Annotated in this window: 14 protein-coding genes, 2 tRNA genes and 1 pseudogene; 11 read left to right on the forward strand and 6 right to left on the reverse strand. The window is 34.1% G+C overall.

The features are described from left to right. From FOF46_RS32790 to FOF46_RS28000, 4 genes and pseudogenes are all read left to right on the forward strand, one after another. Positions 1-116: pseudogene (locus FOF46_RS32790) on the forward strand (IS982 family transposase); the annotation flags it as partial. Between the two features lie 190 nt (positions 117-306). Beyond that, positions 307-1,179, forward strand: a complete 873-nt coding sequence (gene lipA / locus FOF46_RS27990) for a lipoyl synthase (RefSeq protein ID WP_143918778.1) — start codon at positions 307-309, stop codon at positions 1,177-1,179. 24 nt (positions 1,180-1,203) lie between these two features. Continuing rightward, a complete protein-coding gene (gap, locus tag FOF46_RS27995) occupies positions 1,204-2,208 on the forward strand; it encodes a type I glyceraldehyde-3-phosphate dehydrogenase (protein ID WP_143918779.1) in 1,005 nt (334 codons plus the stop codon). A 30-nt stretch (positions 2,209-2,238) separates the two neighbouring features. After that, complete coding sequence (locus tag FOF46_RS28000; RefSeq protein WP_143918780.1) at positions 2,239-4,461, forward strand: response regulator; 2,223 nt, start codon at positions 2,239-2,241, stop codon at positions 4,459-4,461. A 91-nt stretch (positions 4,462-4,552) separates the two neighbouring features. On the opposite strand, the gene lpxK is transcribed toward FOF46_RS28000, so the two are convergent. Next, positions 4,553-5,569 carry a tetraacyldisaccharide 4'-kinase gene (gene lpxK, locus FOF46_RS28005; protein WP_143918781.1) on the reverse strand — a complete coding sequence of 339 codons (1,017 nt, stop codon included), beginning with the start codon at positions 5,567-5,569 and terminating at the stop codon, positions 4,553-4,555. Between the two features lie 150 nt (positions 5,570-5,719). Here lpxK and FOF46_RS28010 point away from each other — a divergent pair, with 150 nt between their 5' ends. The 3 genes from FOF46_RS28010 (at position 5,720) to FOF46_RS28020 (ending at position 8,928) form a co-directional block, all read left to right on the forward strand. Next, the gene (locus FOF46_RS28010) at positions 5,720-6,814 is read left to right on the forward strand and encodes a Nif3-like dinuclear metal center hexameric protein (protein ID WP_143918782.1); all 1,095 of its coding nucleotides are present in this window, start codon (positions 5,720-5,722) and stop codon (positions 6,812-6,814) included. Between the two features lie 3 nt (positions 6,815-6,817). Further along, positions 6,818-7,594: a zinc ribbon domain-containing protein gene (locus FOF46_RS28015; RefSeq protein ID WP_109438992.1), complete on the forward strand. Its 777-nt coding sequence runs from the start codon at positions 6,818-6,820 to the stop codon at positions 7,592-7,594. A 98-nt stretch (positions 7,595-7,692) separates the two neighbouring features. After that, positions 7,693-8,928 (forward strand): glycosyltransferase family 4 protein, encoded by a 1,236-nt coding sequence (locus FOF46_RS28020; RefSeq protein WP_143918783.1) that lies wholly within the window; start codon positions 7,693-7,695, stop codon positions 8,926-8,928. 315 nt (positions 8,929-9,243) lie between these two features. Here FOF46_RS28020 and rpsT read toward each other — a convergent pair whose 3' ends face one another. The 4 genes from rpsT to proS form a co-directional block, all read right to left on the reverse strand. Further along, positions 9,244-9,492: a 30S ribosomal protein S20 gene (rpsT, locus tag FOF46_RS28025; protein ID WP_024770782.1), complete on the reverse strand. Its 249-nt coding sequence runs from the start codon at positions 9,490-9,492 to the stop codon at positions 9,244-9,246. Between the two features lie 35 nt (positions 9,493-9,527). Next, a tRNA-Glu gene (locus FOF46_RS28030) sits at positions 9,528-9,599 on the reverse strand. A gap of 68 nt (positions 9,600-9,667) precedes the next feature. Continuing rightward, positions 9,668-9,739: transfer RNA gene (locus FOF46_RS28035), tRNA-Glu, on the reverse strand. Positions 9,740-9,814: 75 nt separating this feature from the next. Then, positions 9,815-11,293: a proline--tRNA ligase gene (gene proS, locus FOF46_RS28040; protein ID WP_143918784.1), complete on the reverse strand. Its 1,479-nt coding sequence runs from the start codon at positions 11,291-11,293 to the stop codon at positions 9,815-9,817. A gap of 99 nt (positions 11,294-11,392) precedes the next feature. On the opposite strand from proS, the gene FOF46_RS28045 reads away from it, so the two are divergent. After that, positions 11,393-12,487, forward strand: coding sequence for a hypothetical protein (locus FOF46_RS28045; protein WP_143918785.1), 1,095 nt, complete (start codon positions 11,393-11,395; stop codon positions 12,485-12,487). 78 nt (positions 12,488-12,565) lie between these two features. Next, entirely contained in the window at positions 12,566-14,077 is a 1,512-nt protein-coding gene (locus FOF46_RS28050) for an OmpP1/FadL family transporter (RefSeq protein WP_143918786.1), read from the forward strand. Between the two features lie 79 nt (positions 14,078-14,156). Here FOF46_RS28050 and FOF46_RS28055 read toward each other — a convergent pair whose 3' ends face one another. Beyond that, entirely contained in the window at positions 14,157-15,647 is a 1,491-nt protein-coding gene (locus FOF46_RS28055; RefSeq protein ID WP_167571973.1) for a T9SS type B sorting domain-containing protein, read from the reverse strand. Between the two features lie 283 nt (positions 15,648-15,930). On the opposite strand from FOF46_RS28055, the gene folE reads away from it, so the two are divergent. Further along, on the forward strand, positions 15,931-16,608 hold the full coding sequence (folE, locus tag FOF46_RS28060; RefSeq protein WP_143918788.1) for a GTP cyclohydrolase I FolE: 678 nt from the start codon (positions 15,931-15,933) through the stop codon (positions 16,606-16,608). A 39-nt stretch (positions 16,609-16,647) separates the two neighbouring features. Continuing rightward, positions 16,648-18,144: a cysteine--tRNA ligase gene (cysS, locus tag FOF46_RS28065; protein WP_143918789.1), complete on the forward strand. Its 1,497-nt coding sequence runs from the start codon at positions 16,648-16,650 to the stop codon at positions 18,142-18,144. Positions 18,145-18,160 lie beyond the last annotated feature (16 nt).

Genomic DNA, 18,160 nt, shown 5'->3' on the forward strand with positions numbered 1-18,160 from the left:
TTGAGGGATTTAAAAATAGAATCTTATCAAAGATCACAGCAATGACCATTATTCAATATATCAATAGGTTTGAATTCAACAGAAATATAAACAACCTAAAAATTAATATTAACTAAATGCACAACGGGTGTACCTAACTTAATCCTTATATCATTTTCGCTAAGAAAGGGATATGATCATCATAGAACAATACTAAATCTTACTATTTCTTAATGCCTTTACAATTTCAATATATCAATACAACTTTAATAAGAACTTATTATTAATCTAAGCTTTCTTTGTATTTTTGCTAAAAATATTGCTTGTATGAATAATGATGTTGTCAGTGTAGCACCTCCTAAAGGAAAACCAAAATGGTTACGAGTTAAACTTCCTACCGGAAAAAAATATACAGAACTTAGGGGATTAGTAGACAAATATAACCTACACACGATTTGTACTTCGGGGAGTTGCCCTAATATGGGAGAATGCTGGAGTGAAGGTACAGCCACTTTTATGATTTTAGGTAACATTTGTACGCGTTCTTGTGGTTTTTGTGGAGTAAAGACAGGAAGACCCGAAACTGTAGATTGGGAGGAACCTGAAAAAGTAGCTCGGTCTATAAAGATAATGAACATAAAACATGCCGTTGTTACTTCTGTAGATAGAGATGATCTTTCTGATGGAGGTTCAATTATTTGGTCAGAAACTATCCAAGCCATTCGCAGAATGAATCCAGAAACAACATTAGAGACGTTAATTCCGGATTTTCAAGGAAAAACAAAAAATATAGATAGAATTATCGCTGTAAAGCCAGAAGTAGTTTCTCATAATATGGAAACTGTAAAAAGACTAACACGCGAAGTTCGTATTCAGGCTAAATATGAACAAAGCCTTCAGGTATTAAAATATCTTAAAGATAATGGAATTGACCGTACAAAAAGTGGAATCATGCTTGGCCTTGGCGAAAAAGAAGAAGAAGTTATTCAAACATTGACAGATTTAAGATCAGTTAATTTGGATATTGTGACTATTGGACAATATTTACAGCCAAGTAAGAAACATCTACCTGTAAAAGAATTCATAACTCCGGACCAGTTTAAAAAATATGAAGAAATAGGCTTAGATATGGGATTTAGACATGTAGAAAGTGGCGCCCTGGTAAGATCTTCATATAAAGCTCAAAAACATTTAACATAATTCTAAATCAAGGGTAAGAGTTTAATGAATACACCTATAAGAATTGCAATCAACGGATTTGGAAGAATAGGTCGTAATCTTTTTAGATTATTAATCGATCACCAAAGCATAGAAGTCGTAGCTATAAATGACCTTGCAGATACAAAGACATTAAGTCATCTTTTAAAATATGATAGTATTCATGGACTTTTACCTTTTGAGGTATCTCATGATGATAATCATATTATTGTTGATGGAAAATCTACACCACTACTTAATGAAACTGATCCGGCACATTGTAATTGGAAAAAATATGATGTAGATATTGTCATTGAAGCAACAGGGAAATTCAAAACAAAAAATAAAGCAGAAGGGCATCTAAAAGCTGGAGCTAAAAAAGTTATTCTTTCTGCACCTTCTATAGAAGATAGTATTAAAACTGTTGTTTTAGGTGTAAATGAGGAAGTTATAGATGACTCAGAAACCATAATATCAAATGCTTCCTGTACTACAAACAATGCAGCACCAATGATTAAGGTCGTTAATGACTTATGCGGAATAGAACAAGCTTACATCACTACTATTCATAGTTACACAACAGATCAAAGTTTACATGATCAACCTCATAGAGACTTAAGAAGAGCTAGAGCTGCCAGCCAATCCATTGTTCCTACAACAACGGGAGCCGCAAAAGCTTTAACAAAAATTTTTCCTGAATTGAGTAGTGTTATTGGTGGATGTGGTATTCGTGTTCCTGTCCCCAACGGATCCCTTACAGACATTACTTTTAATGTAAAAAAAGAAACATCTATTCAAGAAATTAACGAAGAGTTTAAAAAAGCATCAAACACATATTTAAAAGGAATTCTTTCATACACAGAAGACCCAATCGTATCTGTTGATATTATAGGTAATCCTCACTCCTGTATCTTTGATTCGTTGATGACATCTGTTATAGGAAAAATGGTAAAAATTATTGGTTGGTATGATAATGAAATCGGCTATAGCAGTAGAATAATTGATTTAATTATTAACATTTGTAAGAAATAACTATCTTAGTTGAGATATTTCAGAGGAAAAATGCCAACCCAAATCAGATATTTTATAATAAAAATTTTACTTATTTGTTGTTTTTTCAGCTATTCACAAACAAGTGAATTTGAAGAAAACATTCAGATAAAGGATTCTATTGACAATTATTTACTCAATGCTTACAGGTCTATTGATCAAGCTCAATTAAAACAAGCTCTATTTAATATTTCTTTGGCAAAAGAAATAGCTATGGATGATCAAGACAGAAGCTATCAAGCAAAAACGAGCTTAGTCCTGGCAAAATTATATAGTCAACTAGGGGATTTAAAAAAAGCAGAAGAACAAGTCCTTGACGCAATTAAAATTCAAAAAGAAGATAATGACAAGGTGATGTTAACTTGCTCATATGCACTTTATGGTTCTATTGCAACACAAACAAAAGACTATAAAACCGCTGAAGATGTATTAAAGAAGGCTCTTGCATTTACCAAAAATAATCATAATGAAGATGAAGAAGGATTCATCAATCTAAATCTTGGTATTTTGTCTCTGGAGCAAGGACAGCCAGAAATAGCAATACAATACTTCAATAAAGGTCTTCCAAAAATCACCTCTTTAAATCAATTTTATAATAAAGCAAAACTATATATAAACAAAGCTAAAGCCCAATTATCTCTAGAGCAATATGATGAAGCCAAAGAGTCTAACGATCTTTCTATGCAAATAGGAAAAAAGATGGGTTATGCTGTAATTAGATCAGAATGCTATAAACTATATAGTGATATTTACGATAAAAAAGAGGATTATTTAACTTCTTTACAAAACCTAAGAACTCATCAAAAAATCAAAGACTCTTTATTTAATACAAATAAAGAAATTATAGTTCAGGAAGCAGGTGCAAAATTAAATTTAAATGAAAACAATGTCCTTATTGAAGAATTAACTGAAGAAAACATCCAACAACAAAAATCTTTAAAACTTGGACGCTTAACCACCATCCTGAGTATTGCACTTATTACAATACTCTCTTTACTGACACTTTCTCTTTATAAAAACAATAACTTGAGAGCCAGAGCTAATGAGCTATTGCAAAATAAAAATACAGAACTTATACTAGCCAAAGAAAATGCAGAAAGAGCTAGTGAAGCTAAAGTTCAATTTCTCTCCACAATAACTCATGAACTAAGAACACCATTATATGCTGTTACTGGATTAACTCATTTACTTCTTGAGGAAAGTCCTACACCTAACCAGAAAGAACATCTTAATTCCCTTAAGTTTTCTGGCGAATACCTACTATCACTTATAAACAACATACTAGATCTAAATAAACTAGAAGCCAATAAAGTAGAAATAGAAAACACATCATTTAATTTAAAGAAAAGAATAAATGACGTATTAATTGCTTTAGGAAAATCTGCTAATGATAGAAATAATAAACTTCATTATGAATTTGATGAATCTATACCTTCTAAACTAAAAGGAGACCCATTAAAAATATCTCAAATCTTAATCAATCTTATTGGTAATTCTATAAAATTTACCCAAAAAGGAGATATCTGGATACGGGTAAAACCAATTAGCAAATCCGAAAACAAAGTACTTCTCAATTTTGAAATTGAAGATAATGGAGTGGGGATTTCTGAAAAGAAGCAACAAAGTATATTTGAAAATTTCACACAAGGCTCTGTTCAGATAAATAGAAAATTTGGCGGAACAGGATTAGGACTCTCTATCGTAAAAAATCTTCTATCCTTAATGAATAGTGAAATCAAATTAGAAAGTAAATTAGGAAAAGGATCCAAGTTTTTATTTAACCTTGAATTCGAAATTTTTGAAGATAAAAGCCCTAATTATGCTGAAGAAGCTAAAAGAATAGATTATAACATCCTAATAGACAAACGAATTCTTGTTGTAGAAGATAATAAGATCAATCAACTGATTACCAGAAAAATATTAGAAAAAAATAAAATAAAGTGTGATGTTGCTGATAATGGTGACATTGCCGTTAATAAAGTCAAAGAAAATACTTTCGATTTGATTCTTATGGATATTCATATGCCAGGAATTAGCGGAATTGAAGCCACTAAACAAATTAGAGAATTTAATAAAGAAATACCAATAATTGCATTAACAGCAGTTACTCTTGACGATAATCTAGATGAATTCTATGATAACGGTTTTAATGACATCATACCTAAACCTTATAAGACCGAGGAGTTTTTCACTAAACTCCATAAAGCTTTTGTAAAAAATCAAACAACAGCCTAAACTGGCATAGCTTTTGATAAAAGCTTAACAAAACTTATCTTATTACGGATAAGTATTTGAGTTAGCCATACACATATAATAAAAAGAGACTTTAACTAAAGTCTCTTTTTATATACTCCAGCAATTTATCATCAAATACATTAGCATCTTGAATAAAACTGACCTCTATAGGTTGATACCACAATTTATCTTCAGATATATGAGAAGATAACCTCACATAATCTTTTTCTGTAGTTATAATAAATTCATGAGTTCTTAATTCATCTAATTCTTTATCTGTAAAACTATGGTGGTCTGGGAAATTAATATGTTTAAACTCTAGCCCTAAAGAGGTGTAATAATCGATTAGAGGCATCGGATTTGCGATACCGGTAACTAATGTAAATGGCTGATTTTTTATAGAATGTATTGATTTGGTTTCTGACATATTCACAACATCCTTACCATAGGCAATAGAAGTAAAAAACAAGAATTGATCAGGTTTCAAAGCCAATTTGCTTGCGATTTCCTCCCTTTTTTTTAAAGATAGGTTCTCAGGACATTTGGTAACTACAATAATATTTGCCCTATTAGCTCCTTTTCTTGATTCTCTTAAGTTTCCTGTTGGCAAAACAATATCATCGCAATACAAGTTATAATATGCAGTGAGTAGAATATAAAAACCCGCTTTCACTTTTCGATGTTGATACGCATCATCCAATAAGATCACTTCTGGTCTGGGATTTAATGATCGCAAATTAGCTATACCATTACGTCGATCAGCATCTACTGCAACTATAACATCAGTAAATTTTTTCTTAAACTGAAGAGGTTCATCACCTACCGCTTTTGCAGTAGCAGAAGTAGTAACCACTCTAAAACCTTTAGTATTTCTTTTGTAACCCCGGCTTAACGTCGCTAAACGTTTTTTTTCATTTAGTAACCTAATTAAATATTCAATCATAGGGGATTTACCAGTTCCCCCTACACTAAGATTTCCCACTGCAATAATAGGAAAACGATAAGTATTAGATTTCTTTATTCCAACATCATACATTTTATTCCGCAACCACGTAACGAAGTAATAAAAAGGGACAATTGGTAAAAGTATCTTACGCAATAAGTTCACACGGTTAATTTTTTTAATCCATACTCAGCAAACAAAAGTATAAAACGAAACTTTGATTATTGAGAAAAGTTTTTTTACATTCAATTTTTATTACTTTAATAAGCTTTTAAAACCTCAATTAGCACAATTTAATCAAAAAAATATACCATAATGCAAATAAAAGAAGTTACCCAACATCTAGAAGCTATGGCACCCTTAGCATATGCAGAAGATTTCGACAATGTTGGATTACTGGTCGGCAATCCAGAAACTATAGTAACTGGGGTATTAGTTACTTTAGATACTCTTGAAACTATAGTAGATGAAGCCATAGAAAATAACTGCAATCTAATTGTAAGTTTCCACCCAATTGTTTTTAAAGGCATTAAAAAATTCAATGGAAATAATTATGTAGAACGTGTAGTAATTAAGGCTATTAAAAATGATATAGCCATTTTTTCTATGCACACTGCTTTAGACAATGCATTATATGGTGTAAACGATATGATGTGCGAACAGCTAGGGCTGATAAATCGTAAAATTCTGATTCCGCAAAGCGGAAATATTAAAAAACTAATGACTTTTGCTCCTATAGCTGAAGCTGAAACACTACGCACTAAACTTTTTGAAGCCGGAGCAGGATCAATAGGTAATTATGATAATTGTAGTTTTTCATCAGAGGGAACAGGAACTTTTAGAGCCTTAGAAAATGCAAACCCTTCTATTGGAGAAACAGGAAAAATTCATCATGAAAAAGAAATTCAAATTCAGGTTACTTACCCCAAACATTGCGAAAGCAAGATCCTAAAAGCCCTATTTGAAAATCACTCTTATGAAGAAGTAGCGTATGAAATCACTACTCTAGAAAATAAAAATCAAAATATCGGGATGGGTATGATTGGTGAACTTCCTGAAGCTTATGATGAATTAGAATTTCTCAAACACATTAAAAAAGTATTTAAGACAGGTTGTGTAAAACATTCTGCACTCGGTAACAAACCTATCAAAAAAGTAGCTGTTCTGGGCGGTAGTGGTAGTTTTGCCATAACAAACGCGCAAAGAGCCGGGGCAGATATTTTTATTACTTCAGATCTAAAATACCACCAGTTTTACGAGGCAGAAGGAAAACTTATATTAGCCGATATTGGGCACTATGAAAGCGAACAATACACAAAAAACCTAATTGTTAGCTATCTTAGAAAAAAAATCAGTAATTTTGCCATCATTTTATCGGATAAAAACACCAATCCCATTCAATACATATAAAATATGGCAAAGAAAGAAGTTACTGTTGAGCAAAAATTAAGAGCTTTATATGACTTGCAATTAATTGACTCTAGAGTTGATGAGATCAGAAACGTGCGGGGAGAATTACCTTTAGAGGTTGAAGATCTTGAAGATGAAGTAGCCGGATTAAACAAAAGATTAGAAAAGCTAAATAACGATCTTGACACTATCGACGAAGGTATCAAGAACAAAAAGAACCTAATAGAGGAAGCTAAATCTCTAATCAAAAAATACGGAGAACAGCAAAAAAATGTTCGTAATAATCGCGAATATAACTCTCTTAGTAAAGAGGTTGAATTTCAAGAATTAGAAATTCAATTAGCAGAAAAGCACATTAAAGAGCATAAAGCACAGATTGTTCAGAAAAACGAGATCATCGATCAGACTAAGGGGAAGCTTGCAGAACGTAACGAGCATCTTAATCACAAAAAAGGTGAACTAGATGCTATCTTAGCAGAAACTGAGAAAGAAGAACAATCATTAATAGCTAAATCTGAAGATTACCAAAAGGATATCGAAGATCGTTTGATTGCAGCTTATAAAAGAATCAGAAAAAATGTAAAGAATGGACTAGCAGTAGTAGCCATAGAACGTGGAGCTTCTGGAGGATCGTTTTTTACTATTCCACCACAAGTACAAATGGAAATAGCTTCTCGTAAGAAAATTATTACCGACGAGCATAGTGGTAGAATTTTAGTTGATCAAGAATTAGCTAGAGAAGAAAAGGAAAAAATGGAAGCTCTTTTTGCTAAACTATAATTGAAAAGAATTCCGAATGTCACATAATAAAAGGCCTCAGTTTTTACTGAGGTCTTTTTGATTAAATACAATTGAGTCTTTTACAAATCGAGCATAAAATGAATCATATCCTCATCATAGGCTTTGTCTGGCCAGAACCCAACTCTTCTGCAGCAGGAAGTCGAATGTTGCAATTAATAGCATTATTCACTTCACAAAACTGGAAAGTTACTTTTGCTTGCCCAGCCGTAGAAACTAATCACACGGCTAATTTTAATCATCCAAATATCTCCAAAGTAACTATCGAAATAAATAATCCCAGTTTTGACCATTTTATCAAAAAAACACAACCAACAATAGTTGTGTTTGATCGATTTATGATAGAAGAACAGTTCGGATGGAGGGTAGCTCAACATTGCCCCAACGCATTAAGAATACTAAATACCGAAGATTTACATTCTCTTAGAAAAACGAGACAAGAATGTTTTAAAAATAAAAGAAAATTTGAGATCGAAGATCTTCTAAACAACGACTATACAAAAAGAGAAATAGCAAGTATTTACCGATGCGACCTCTCACTAATAATTTCAGACTATGAAGTTAAACTTCTTAAAGAAAATTTCAAAATAGATCAAAAATTACTGCACTATTTACCTTTTTTACTGGATCCTATTACAATAGAGACCAAAAACAACTGGCCAGATTACAAAAATCGCAAGCATTTTATTACTATTGGAAATTTTAGACATGAACCTAACTGGAATAGTATTTTATTCCTTAAAGAAACCATCTGGCCGTTAATTAAAGAAGAACTCCCAGAGGCTGAATTACATATCTACGGATCATACCCTCCCCCTAAAGCCACGCAGCTTCATAATCCAAAAGACAGATTTCATATCAAAGGATGGGCAAAAAACTCCACAGAAGTACTACAAAACGCACGCGTATGTCTTGCCCCATTGCGATTTGGAGCCGGAATAAAAGGCAAACTTACAGAATCAATGTCATGCGGCACACCTAGCATAACGACAAGTATTGGAGCAGAAGGAATGTTAAACGAAGAATCAGACTGGAACGGCTTTATTACAAATGATCCAAAAAAATTTGCTCAAGCAGCCATAAAACTATATTCTACACCCAATCTTTGGACACAATCTCAACAGAATGGAATAGAAATTATAAATACCAGATTTCAAAAAAATATGTTTTCTCAAAATATTTTAAACGAAATAAAAAACATCCAAAACAACCTAAAAGAGCATAGAACACAAAACTTTATAGGAACAATGCTACATTACCACACACTAAGAAGTACAGAATTTATGTCTCGATGGATTGAAGAAAAAAATAAATAAAAGAAATATGTAGCACCCCACGCCATCTAAATACAAACCCCTAAACAAACTTAAATCATTTTCATAAATCAATAGAAAGCAAAAAACAAATGAAGTTTATAATTATCTGAAGAAAACTACAATCAAAAAACCCTCCCTTATCAGATGATCAAAGAATTAAACCCCTTGACTAAAAACAGAATAAAACTATCTAGAAAGGACTCCTGCACAAAACTCCACTAACTTTTGAACTGCTTCATGTCAAATGCAAAACAAAAAAGCTTTTCCATAATATGGAAAAGCTCATTATATTATAAAACGTAAAGAACTATATAATTATAGTGCAGCTACGTGTTTTGCTAATTGCGATTTTAAGTTAGCAGCTTTATTCTTATGAATAACATTATTCTTAGCTAACTTGTCAAGCATAGAAACTACTGTTGGAAACAAAGTTTCTGCTTCTTTCTTATCAGACTCACGTAATTTTTTGATAGCATTACGAGTTGTTTTATGCTGATATCTGTTTCTAAGACGCTTTGTCTCGTTACTTCTAATTCTTTTTAATGCTGACTTATGATTTGCCATCTCTCTTCTATTAAATTTCTTTACTATATCATTCGTAGCCCGTAGGGGAATCGAACCCCTCTTACCAGGATGAAAACCTGGCGTCCTAGCCGATAGACGAACGGGCCATTTTCCTTTTTCAAGGATTGCAAATTTATAGCTTTCACTTTAAATCTGCAATTAATTTCAATATTCGTAGCCCGTAGGGGAATCGAACCCCTCTTACCAGGATGAAAACCTGGCGTCCTAGCCGATAGACGAACGGGCCATGTTGTCTAATTGCGGATGCAAAAATACAACTATTTTTCAATGCCACAAGTGTTATTTTATTTTTTTCTAAAACTTAATATGCCTTAGCAAATAATACACGGTTTTTAGAAGGCTTACCGCTATAAACACATTGCCCATCTTCTGCTTTTACATCAAAAGGAATACAACGTATAGTAGCCTTTGTTAGCTCTTTTATCTTTTGTTCTGTTTCTTCAGTCCCATCCCAATGAGCAGAAATAAATCCTCCCTTATGTTCTATTACATCTTTAAATTCATCGAAAGAATTCACTTCGGTAATATGATCATCTCTAAATTGAGTTGCTTTCTGATGTAAACTTTCCTGAATTTCTACTAATAAAGATTCTATAGTAGTTACCACCTCATCTTTTGCTACGAATTGCTTCGTAAATGTATCACGACGAGCAAGTTCTACTGTTCCTTTTTCTAAATCTTTTGGTCCAATAGCAATCCGTAAAGGCACTCCTTGTAATTCGTATTGAGCAAACTTAGCTCCTGGCCTATGAGTATCTCTATTATCAAATTTTACCGAAATTCCTTTAGATCTTAAATCTAAAACTAAGTCATTAGCTACTTCAGAAATTTGAGCTAATTGCTCTTCTCCTTTATAGATCGGAACAATTACCACCTGAATTGGAGCTAGATTTGGAGGTAAGACCAGACCATTATCATCACTATGAGTCATTATCAAAGCCCCCATCAGACGTGTAGAAACACCCCAAGAAGTAGCCCAAACATAATCCATTTTACCCTCCTTTGATGTAAATTTTACATCAAAAGCTTTAGCAAAATTCTGTCCCAAAAAATGTGAAGTACCCGCTTGTAGAGCTTTACCATCTTGCATCAATGCTTCGATACAATATGTGTCCTCAGCCCCTGCAAAACGCTCACTTTCAGTTTTTCTCCCTTTAATAACAGGAATAGCCATAAACTCCTCTACAAAATCAGCATACACATTATTCATTTGCTCAGTCTCAGCAATTGCTTCTACTCTGGTTTCATGCGCTGTATGTCCTTCTTGCCATAAAAACTCTGCTGTCCTTAAAAACAATCGTGTACGCATCTCCCAACGCACTACATTAGCCCATTGATTAATTAGTAATGGCAAATCTCTATACGATTGAATCCATCCTTTATATGTATTCCAGATAATAGCTTCTGAGGTTGGACGAACAATCAGCTCTTCTTCTAATTTTGCCTTTGGATCTACAATTAATTTAGAAGCATCTTCAGGATCTGTTTTTAACCTATAATGAGTAACCACAGCACACTCTTTTGCAAATCCTTCTGCATTTTTTTCTTCTGCTTCAAATAGACTTTTTGGAACAAATAATGGAAAATATGCATTTTGATGCCCTGTTTCCTTAAATTTTTTATCCAATTCTGCCTGCATTTTTTCCCAAATAGCATATCCATATGGCTTAATTACCATACAACCTCTTACAGCCGAATTCTCGGCTAAATCAGCCTTGACGACTAATTCGTTATACCATTTTGAATAATCTTCGCTACGTTTTGTTAAATTCTTACCCATAAACCTCTATTTGGCACAAATGTTGTGGCTTTGTTAAATATAATTTAATTAGCGCAAAACTAACTAAATTTGTAATGTTCAACAATAAAATAAGAAGATATGCGACTTAAAAATTATTTTCAGAGAAACGGTGCAATAGGGTTTTTACTTTTAAGCACTTTATTTATGTTGACGTCTTGTGGTTCATATGAGTACGTACCTTATAGAGATGGAGTCTATGGAGAAACAGGAGGCCAAAGAAATGTAGAGACTCAACCGCGTAATACAGATAAAAAATCCAATTATTATTCTAGCTACTTCTCAGAAAAATCAGCATTGATCGATGAGGCTATTGAACAAGATGCTATTTTTACAGATGTAGATTCTTATTCTAGCGAAGGGTATAATGTCGCAGATACTACCGCTACAACTGCTCTAGGTTATGAAGCCGGGCAACCTGCATGGGGAAGTAACCCTACAGAAATTAGCGTTAACCTATACAATACCGGTTGGAATAACTGGGGTCCTGGATGGGGATGGAATGGATGGAATGCCGGATGGGGTTGGAATGGATGGAATGCTGGATGGGGTTGGAACGCCGGATGGGGTTGGAATGGCCCTGGATGGGGAATTGGATGGGGATGGGGACGCCCTTGGTATGGTAGAGGCTTTTACGGACGTGGATATGGAGGTTACTATAATCGCGGATACCGAGGTTATTATGGAAGAGGAAACCGATATGCATCTTATAATATAGGATCAAGAAACTCATACGCCTATTCTACAAGAAGCCGCAGAGGCTACAGTTCGAGATATAGTACAAGAACGAGAAATTCTTCGGGCTACAACACTAGAAGCAGACAAGGTTATTCTAACAGGCAAGGCTATTCTAATAGACGAGTAAATGCCTCGAGAAGAACTCGATCTTCATCAGGCAACTATTACAACAGATCCTCAAACAACAATTATTCTTCTCGCTCTAGATCTTCTTCGGTAGGCAGAAGCAGTACTGGCACCAGAAGATATTCTAGCCCTACATCAAGAACAAGAAGTAGTGGTTATTCACCATCATCACGTAGTTCTTCTTCTAGAAGCAGAAGTTCTGGATACTCAAGAGGAAGCTCCTCAAGAAGTAGTGGATACTCTAGATCAGGAGGTAGCAGATCAAGAAGTAGTGGTAGCCGAGGAGGAAGTAGAGGCCGTGGAAGAAACTAAGGACTTTCATCTAACTTTTTTATTATTAATTTCTTATCCTTATTTAAGATATTCTGTAATTCATAATTAAAATAACGAATGAAAAAGCTATTCTTATGTATAGGTATACTATCTATGCCTTTTTTGAACGCTCAGGACATAACCGATGCGCTACGGTATTCTCAGCAAGATATTTTAGGAACTGCCCGATTTAGAGGGATGAGTGGTGCATTTGGTGCATTAGGTGGAGATTTATCAGCATTACAGGTTAATCCCGCTGGGTCTGCAGTTTTCTTAAACTCTTATGGATCTGTCACCCTTTCAACAAATCGAATTAGTAACGACGCATTCTATTTTAACACTTTCAATTCTACGAATACCAATAACGTAAATTTTAATCAAGTTGGTGCTGTATTCGTTTATAACAACAACAATAATACTTCTGGAATTAACAAATTATCACTGGGTATCGTATATGACCAAACCTCTGACAATGCAAATGAATTTTTTGTATCAGGTAGAAGCACAAATTCTATTGACACCTTTTTTCTTTCTGAAGCCCAAGGTATCCCACAAGGTTTGATCTCCAGAAGATCTAGAGAAACAGTAGGTGATCTTTACAGCTTTCTTGGAGAAAATGAAGGCTATAGCGCCCAGCAAGCTTTCCTAGGTCGCGAAGCTTTTGTTATAGAAGCCAATGACGTTAATGATCCCAATAACACCACCTATTTTTCAAATGTTGCTCCAGGTGTTTTTGATCAGGAATATTTTTATGAAAGCACAGGTTTAAACGGAAAATTCTCTTTAAACGGAGGAGCGCAAATAAATCAAAATCTTTATATCGGAATCAATCTTAACTCTCACTTCATTAACTTTGACCGGGTAACCGAGTTTTTTGAAGGCAATAACAATACAGGGAGCAATGTAAATGAAATCATATTTACAAACAGATTATCTACCATTGGAGCTGGCTTTTCTGCTCAAATTGGAGGAATAGCTAAACTATCCAAAATGATTCGAGTAGGAGCATCTTTTGAGTCTCCCACATGGTATTATATAGAAGAAGAAACTACACAGCGATTAGAAACTTTAAGTGACACCGATGGAAGAGCTATTGTAAATCCTAATGTAATTAACATTTTCCCAGAATACAAACTGCGTACTCCTGCAAAAGCCACGGGAAGCATCGCCTTTTTATTCGAACAACAAGGATTAATAAGTTTAGATTATTCGTATAAAGACTACTCTACAACACAACTTAGCTCTGATGAAGGAGGAAATTTTGCAAATCTTAATCAAGAAATCGAAAATAGTCTACAAGGTTCTTCAACAATCAGAATTGGTACAGAATGGAAATATGACAGATGGAGTTTTAGAGGAGGATATAGTTTTGAACAAAGTCCGTATAAAGACGAACTTATCATGGGAGATAGAACAGGGTTCTCTATAGGAGCTGGATATGATTTTGGAAAATTCAAATTCGATGTAGCATATGACTACACTCAACAAGAACGAGAAGAACAATTTTACCCTAACTCTGCTTTTACAAATTTCGCAGTTATTGACACTTACGTTGATAGCCTGACTTTTACTCTTGGTGTAAACTTTTAAAGTAAAGCATTAGTATAAATAAAAAATAGCTGGGAGAAATCATCTTCCAGCTATTTTTTATTTATAATTATATATCTACTTATCGTATTAAGGAAAAATTACCTGCAAAAACTCTTCTCCTCATATTTGGATCCCTAGGTTCATTAAACTCAACTCTAAACCAATAATCTGAAGAAGGCATGTTTCTACCATTATATGTACCATCCCATCCTGGACCTCCTGCTCTAAGCTGCTTCAACAACTTACCATAGCGGTCAAATATATAAATCTGTGCTGTGGGTTGATTCTCTATATTAATAAGACTCCAGGTATCATGAAAACCATCCCCATTTGGAGTAAAATACTTAGGATATCCCAAAATCATAATAACTTCTGATCTCTCTTCACTGTCAGGACAATTTGCATATCGCGCTGTCACAAAATAATCCCCTGGAGGAACATTAGCGAATACAGGAGACGACTGAAAAGGTCTATATTCTATAAAACCATTTCCTAGATCGCGATCTAGTCTATATTCAAAATCTTCAAAACCTGCATTTTCAACCTCTGGAGTAGCTTCTACCTCTGCTGTTATTGTATAACTCCCGGCAAAAGACTCTTCAGCAATACTATATCCAACTGACACTACTGCGTTAGAAACATCCAACACCACCAAATCATCTCTGCCAACCTCAACTGTCCTAGCAGCATCTGAATACCCAATCAATTGATAAGCACCCGGAGCATTCACCTCTAAAAATGGAAACATCCCTTCAGGGTCTGGTACAGCCGTTGTAAAATTAGTAGAACCTACTGCATCACTAAACCATCTATAACTTATTGCTCCTGGGAATCTCCCTTCAATTGTAACAGGAAACTCTCCACATGTTGCAATATCAGGCCCAACACCAGGATCTAAAATACTACAATCTGTTGTTCCCGCATCTGATTCATCAAGATTAGTTTGCTGAAGCTGTATTACACCTGCTTCATCTGCAAAATTAGTAATCAAAATTATATAATATTCACCTGTCTGGGCATTAGGTATGGTAAGCGTCTCAATGAATGTATCATCTTCTGGCGTCCTTGCATAACTACAATCTATTATATTAGTATTATCAAGGTTATTTAAATAATAATCAGGATCATCAACATTATTTACACACTCAGCGGGGCGGGGCGAATCATCGCCAACGGTATCACATCCTCGAGAAAGATCTTCACAATCTACTATAAAAGAAGTTGGAAATGGACCCCATGCGATAAAATCAACATCAAGCTGTCTTTCTCCTCTATCTAAATTACTATTATCGTTACCATCTACCCATTGTTGAACATCAAAAACTAAATTTCCTGATTCATCAATACGAAGAAAGTACCAAGCAGGATTAGGGGTTGTATTTAAACACCCTACTTCTCCTAAGCCATCCATATCCCCAACAGTATTAGGAAATGTAAGCTCTCTAGAAGCATCAGAGCAAAAAGGTTGGGCTAATCTACAAGCCACATCAAAATCCTGGGCATAAGAAAAAGTGCCTTTGAAAAACAGGAGTATAAAAAGTAATGAAATTTGAGGTAATACTTTTGCCATTTTCATATAACGTTAAAACTAGTTTTTTCGTGTGTTACAGTTCAATTTGGGACTTAAATATACAGAACTTCTCCAAAAAACCTAACATCTATAATTGTTTAACATACCTTTTACCAAGTAAAACAACAAAATCGTATCTTTGCATCCCACATTATAGAGCGCATTATACAATACTTCTCTATTTATGTTCGAAAAGATAATAAAGTAAGAAATGTTTAAAAAAAATTCATTACACTTTATTATTTTTTTGGTTGGATTTTAATGAATTATAAAATTTTGAAGTGTGAAAATTGACAAGGCCCTTGAAGCTATTGAAGCGCTAGGTGATAATCATGTAGCTACTAGCGCTACCAATCCTCTTAGAGAAGATGCCTTTAAACTTAGTGATAATGAAAAAATTGCTTTGATTAAAGAAGATGTTAAACATATTTTAGAAACTCTAGGATTAGACTTAACAGATGACAGTCTTAAAGGTACACCGCAACGTGTTGCTAAGATGTTTGTAAATGAAATTTTTTCTGGACTACATCCACAACGCAAGCCCGATGCTTCTACATTTAAAAACCATTATAAATATGGTGAAATGTTAGTAGAGAAAAATATTACAGTATATTCTACTTGTGAACATCACTTATTACCCATTGTAGGTCGTGCGCATGTAGCTTATATTTCTAATGGCACTGTAGTTGGGTTATCCAAAATGAACCGTATTGTAGATTATTATGCCAAAAGACCACAAGTACAAGAACGTATGACTATGCAAATTGTTCAGGATCTTCAGGTCGTTTTGGGAACAAAAGATGTTGCATGTGTAATTGATGCAAAACACTTATGTGTAAACTCGCGAGGGATCAGAGATATCGAAAGCAGCACAGTAACCAGTGAATTTGGCGGTAAATTTAAAGAAGACTCTGTAAGAAGAGAATTTTTAGACTACATTAAGTTAGATACTACCTTTTAATTTTATTTTCATCATAAATCACAAGCATTCATAAAAATTATGGCAGCAAGTCCGTTGTATAAAAATGAGGAATTAAAAATTTACAATTCTATTTCGGGTCAGAAAGAAATATTTACACCTATTACAGAAGGTAATATTGGCATGTACGTATGTGGCCCTACAGTTTATAGCAATGTACATTTAGGAAACTGCCGTACATTTATTTCATTTGATTTAGTATTCAGATATTTAAAACATCTGGATTATAAAGTTCGTTATGTAAGAAACATAACAGATGCCGGACACCTCGAAAACGATGCAGATGAAGGGGAGGACAAAGTAGCTAAAAAAGCTAGACTCGAGCAGCTAGAACCTATGGAAATTGTACAGCGATACACTTTGGATTTTCATCAAGTAATGTCAAAATTTAATTCGATTCCGCCAAGTATAGAACCAACCGCGACAGGTCATATTGTTGAACAAATTGAAATCATTAAAACCATAATCGATAATGGTTTTGCTTATGAGTCTAATGGCTCTATATATTTTGATGTACAAAAGTTTAATGAAACTAATCATTACGGAAAATTAAGCGGCAGAAACCTTGAGGACATGATTGCAAATACAAGAGAGTTATCTGCTCAAAGTGACAAGAAAAACCCTCAGGATTTTGCATTATGGAAAAGAGCAGAACCTCAACATATAATGAGATGGCCTTCACCGTGGAGTGATGGTTTTCCTGGATGGCATTTAGAGTGTACTGTAATGAGCACAAAATATCTTGGCGAACGATTCGACATTCATGGCGGCGGAATGGATTTAAAATTCCCTCATCATGAATGTGAAATTGCTCAAGGAGAAGCTGCATGTGGACAAACACCAGTAAATTACTGGATGCATGCAAATATGCTTACTCTTAACGGTAAAAAAATGTCTAAATCGACAGGAAATACCATATCTCCTGAAGAATTATTCTCTGGTAACAACACTATTCTCAATAAGGCTTTTGAAGCTACTGTTGTACGCTTCTTTATGCTTCAAGCACACTATAGAAGTATTTTAGACTTCTCTAATGATGCCCTTGAAGCCTCAGAAAAAGGGTTTTACAGACTAATGGACGCTATCCAAACTATTAAATCATTACCAGCAGATCAAATCACTGAAGGGTTTGATGTTCAATTATGGAGAACAGCTTGTTATGATGCAATGAATGACGATTTTAACAGCCCTATTCTGATTGCAAAATTATTTGATGCTGTAAAATTTATCAATACAGTTAAAGAGCAAAAAGCTAAAATATCTGCAGCAGATCTTGAAATTCTTAAACAAACGATTCACGGTTTTGTTTTTGATGTATTGGGACTGGTAAACATAAATGAAACTTCTTCTGATATTAGTGATAAACTTTCAGGAACGGTTGAGTTGTTAATTAAGCTTCGAACTGAAGCTAGAGCAAATAAGGATTTCGCTACCAGCGATAAAATCAGGGATGAACTTTTAGAAATTGGTATCCAACTTAAGGATGGTAGAGAAGGCACTAGTTTTTCATTAAACTAAACTATTTTGGCTCTCA

The organism is Aquimarina algiphila (assembly GCF_007489275.1).
GTDB classification, from domain to species: domain Bacteria; phylum Bacteroidota; class Bacteroidia; order Flavobacteriales; family Flavobacteriaceae; genus Aquimarina; species Aquimarina algiphila.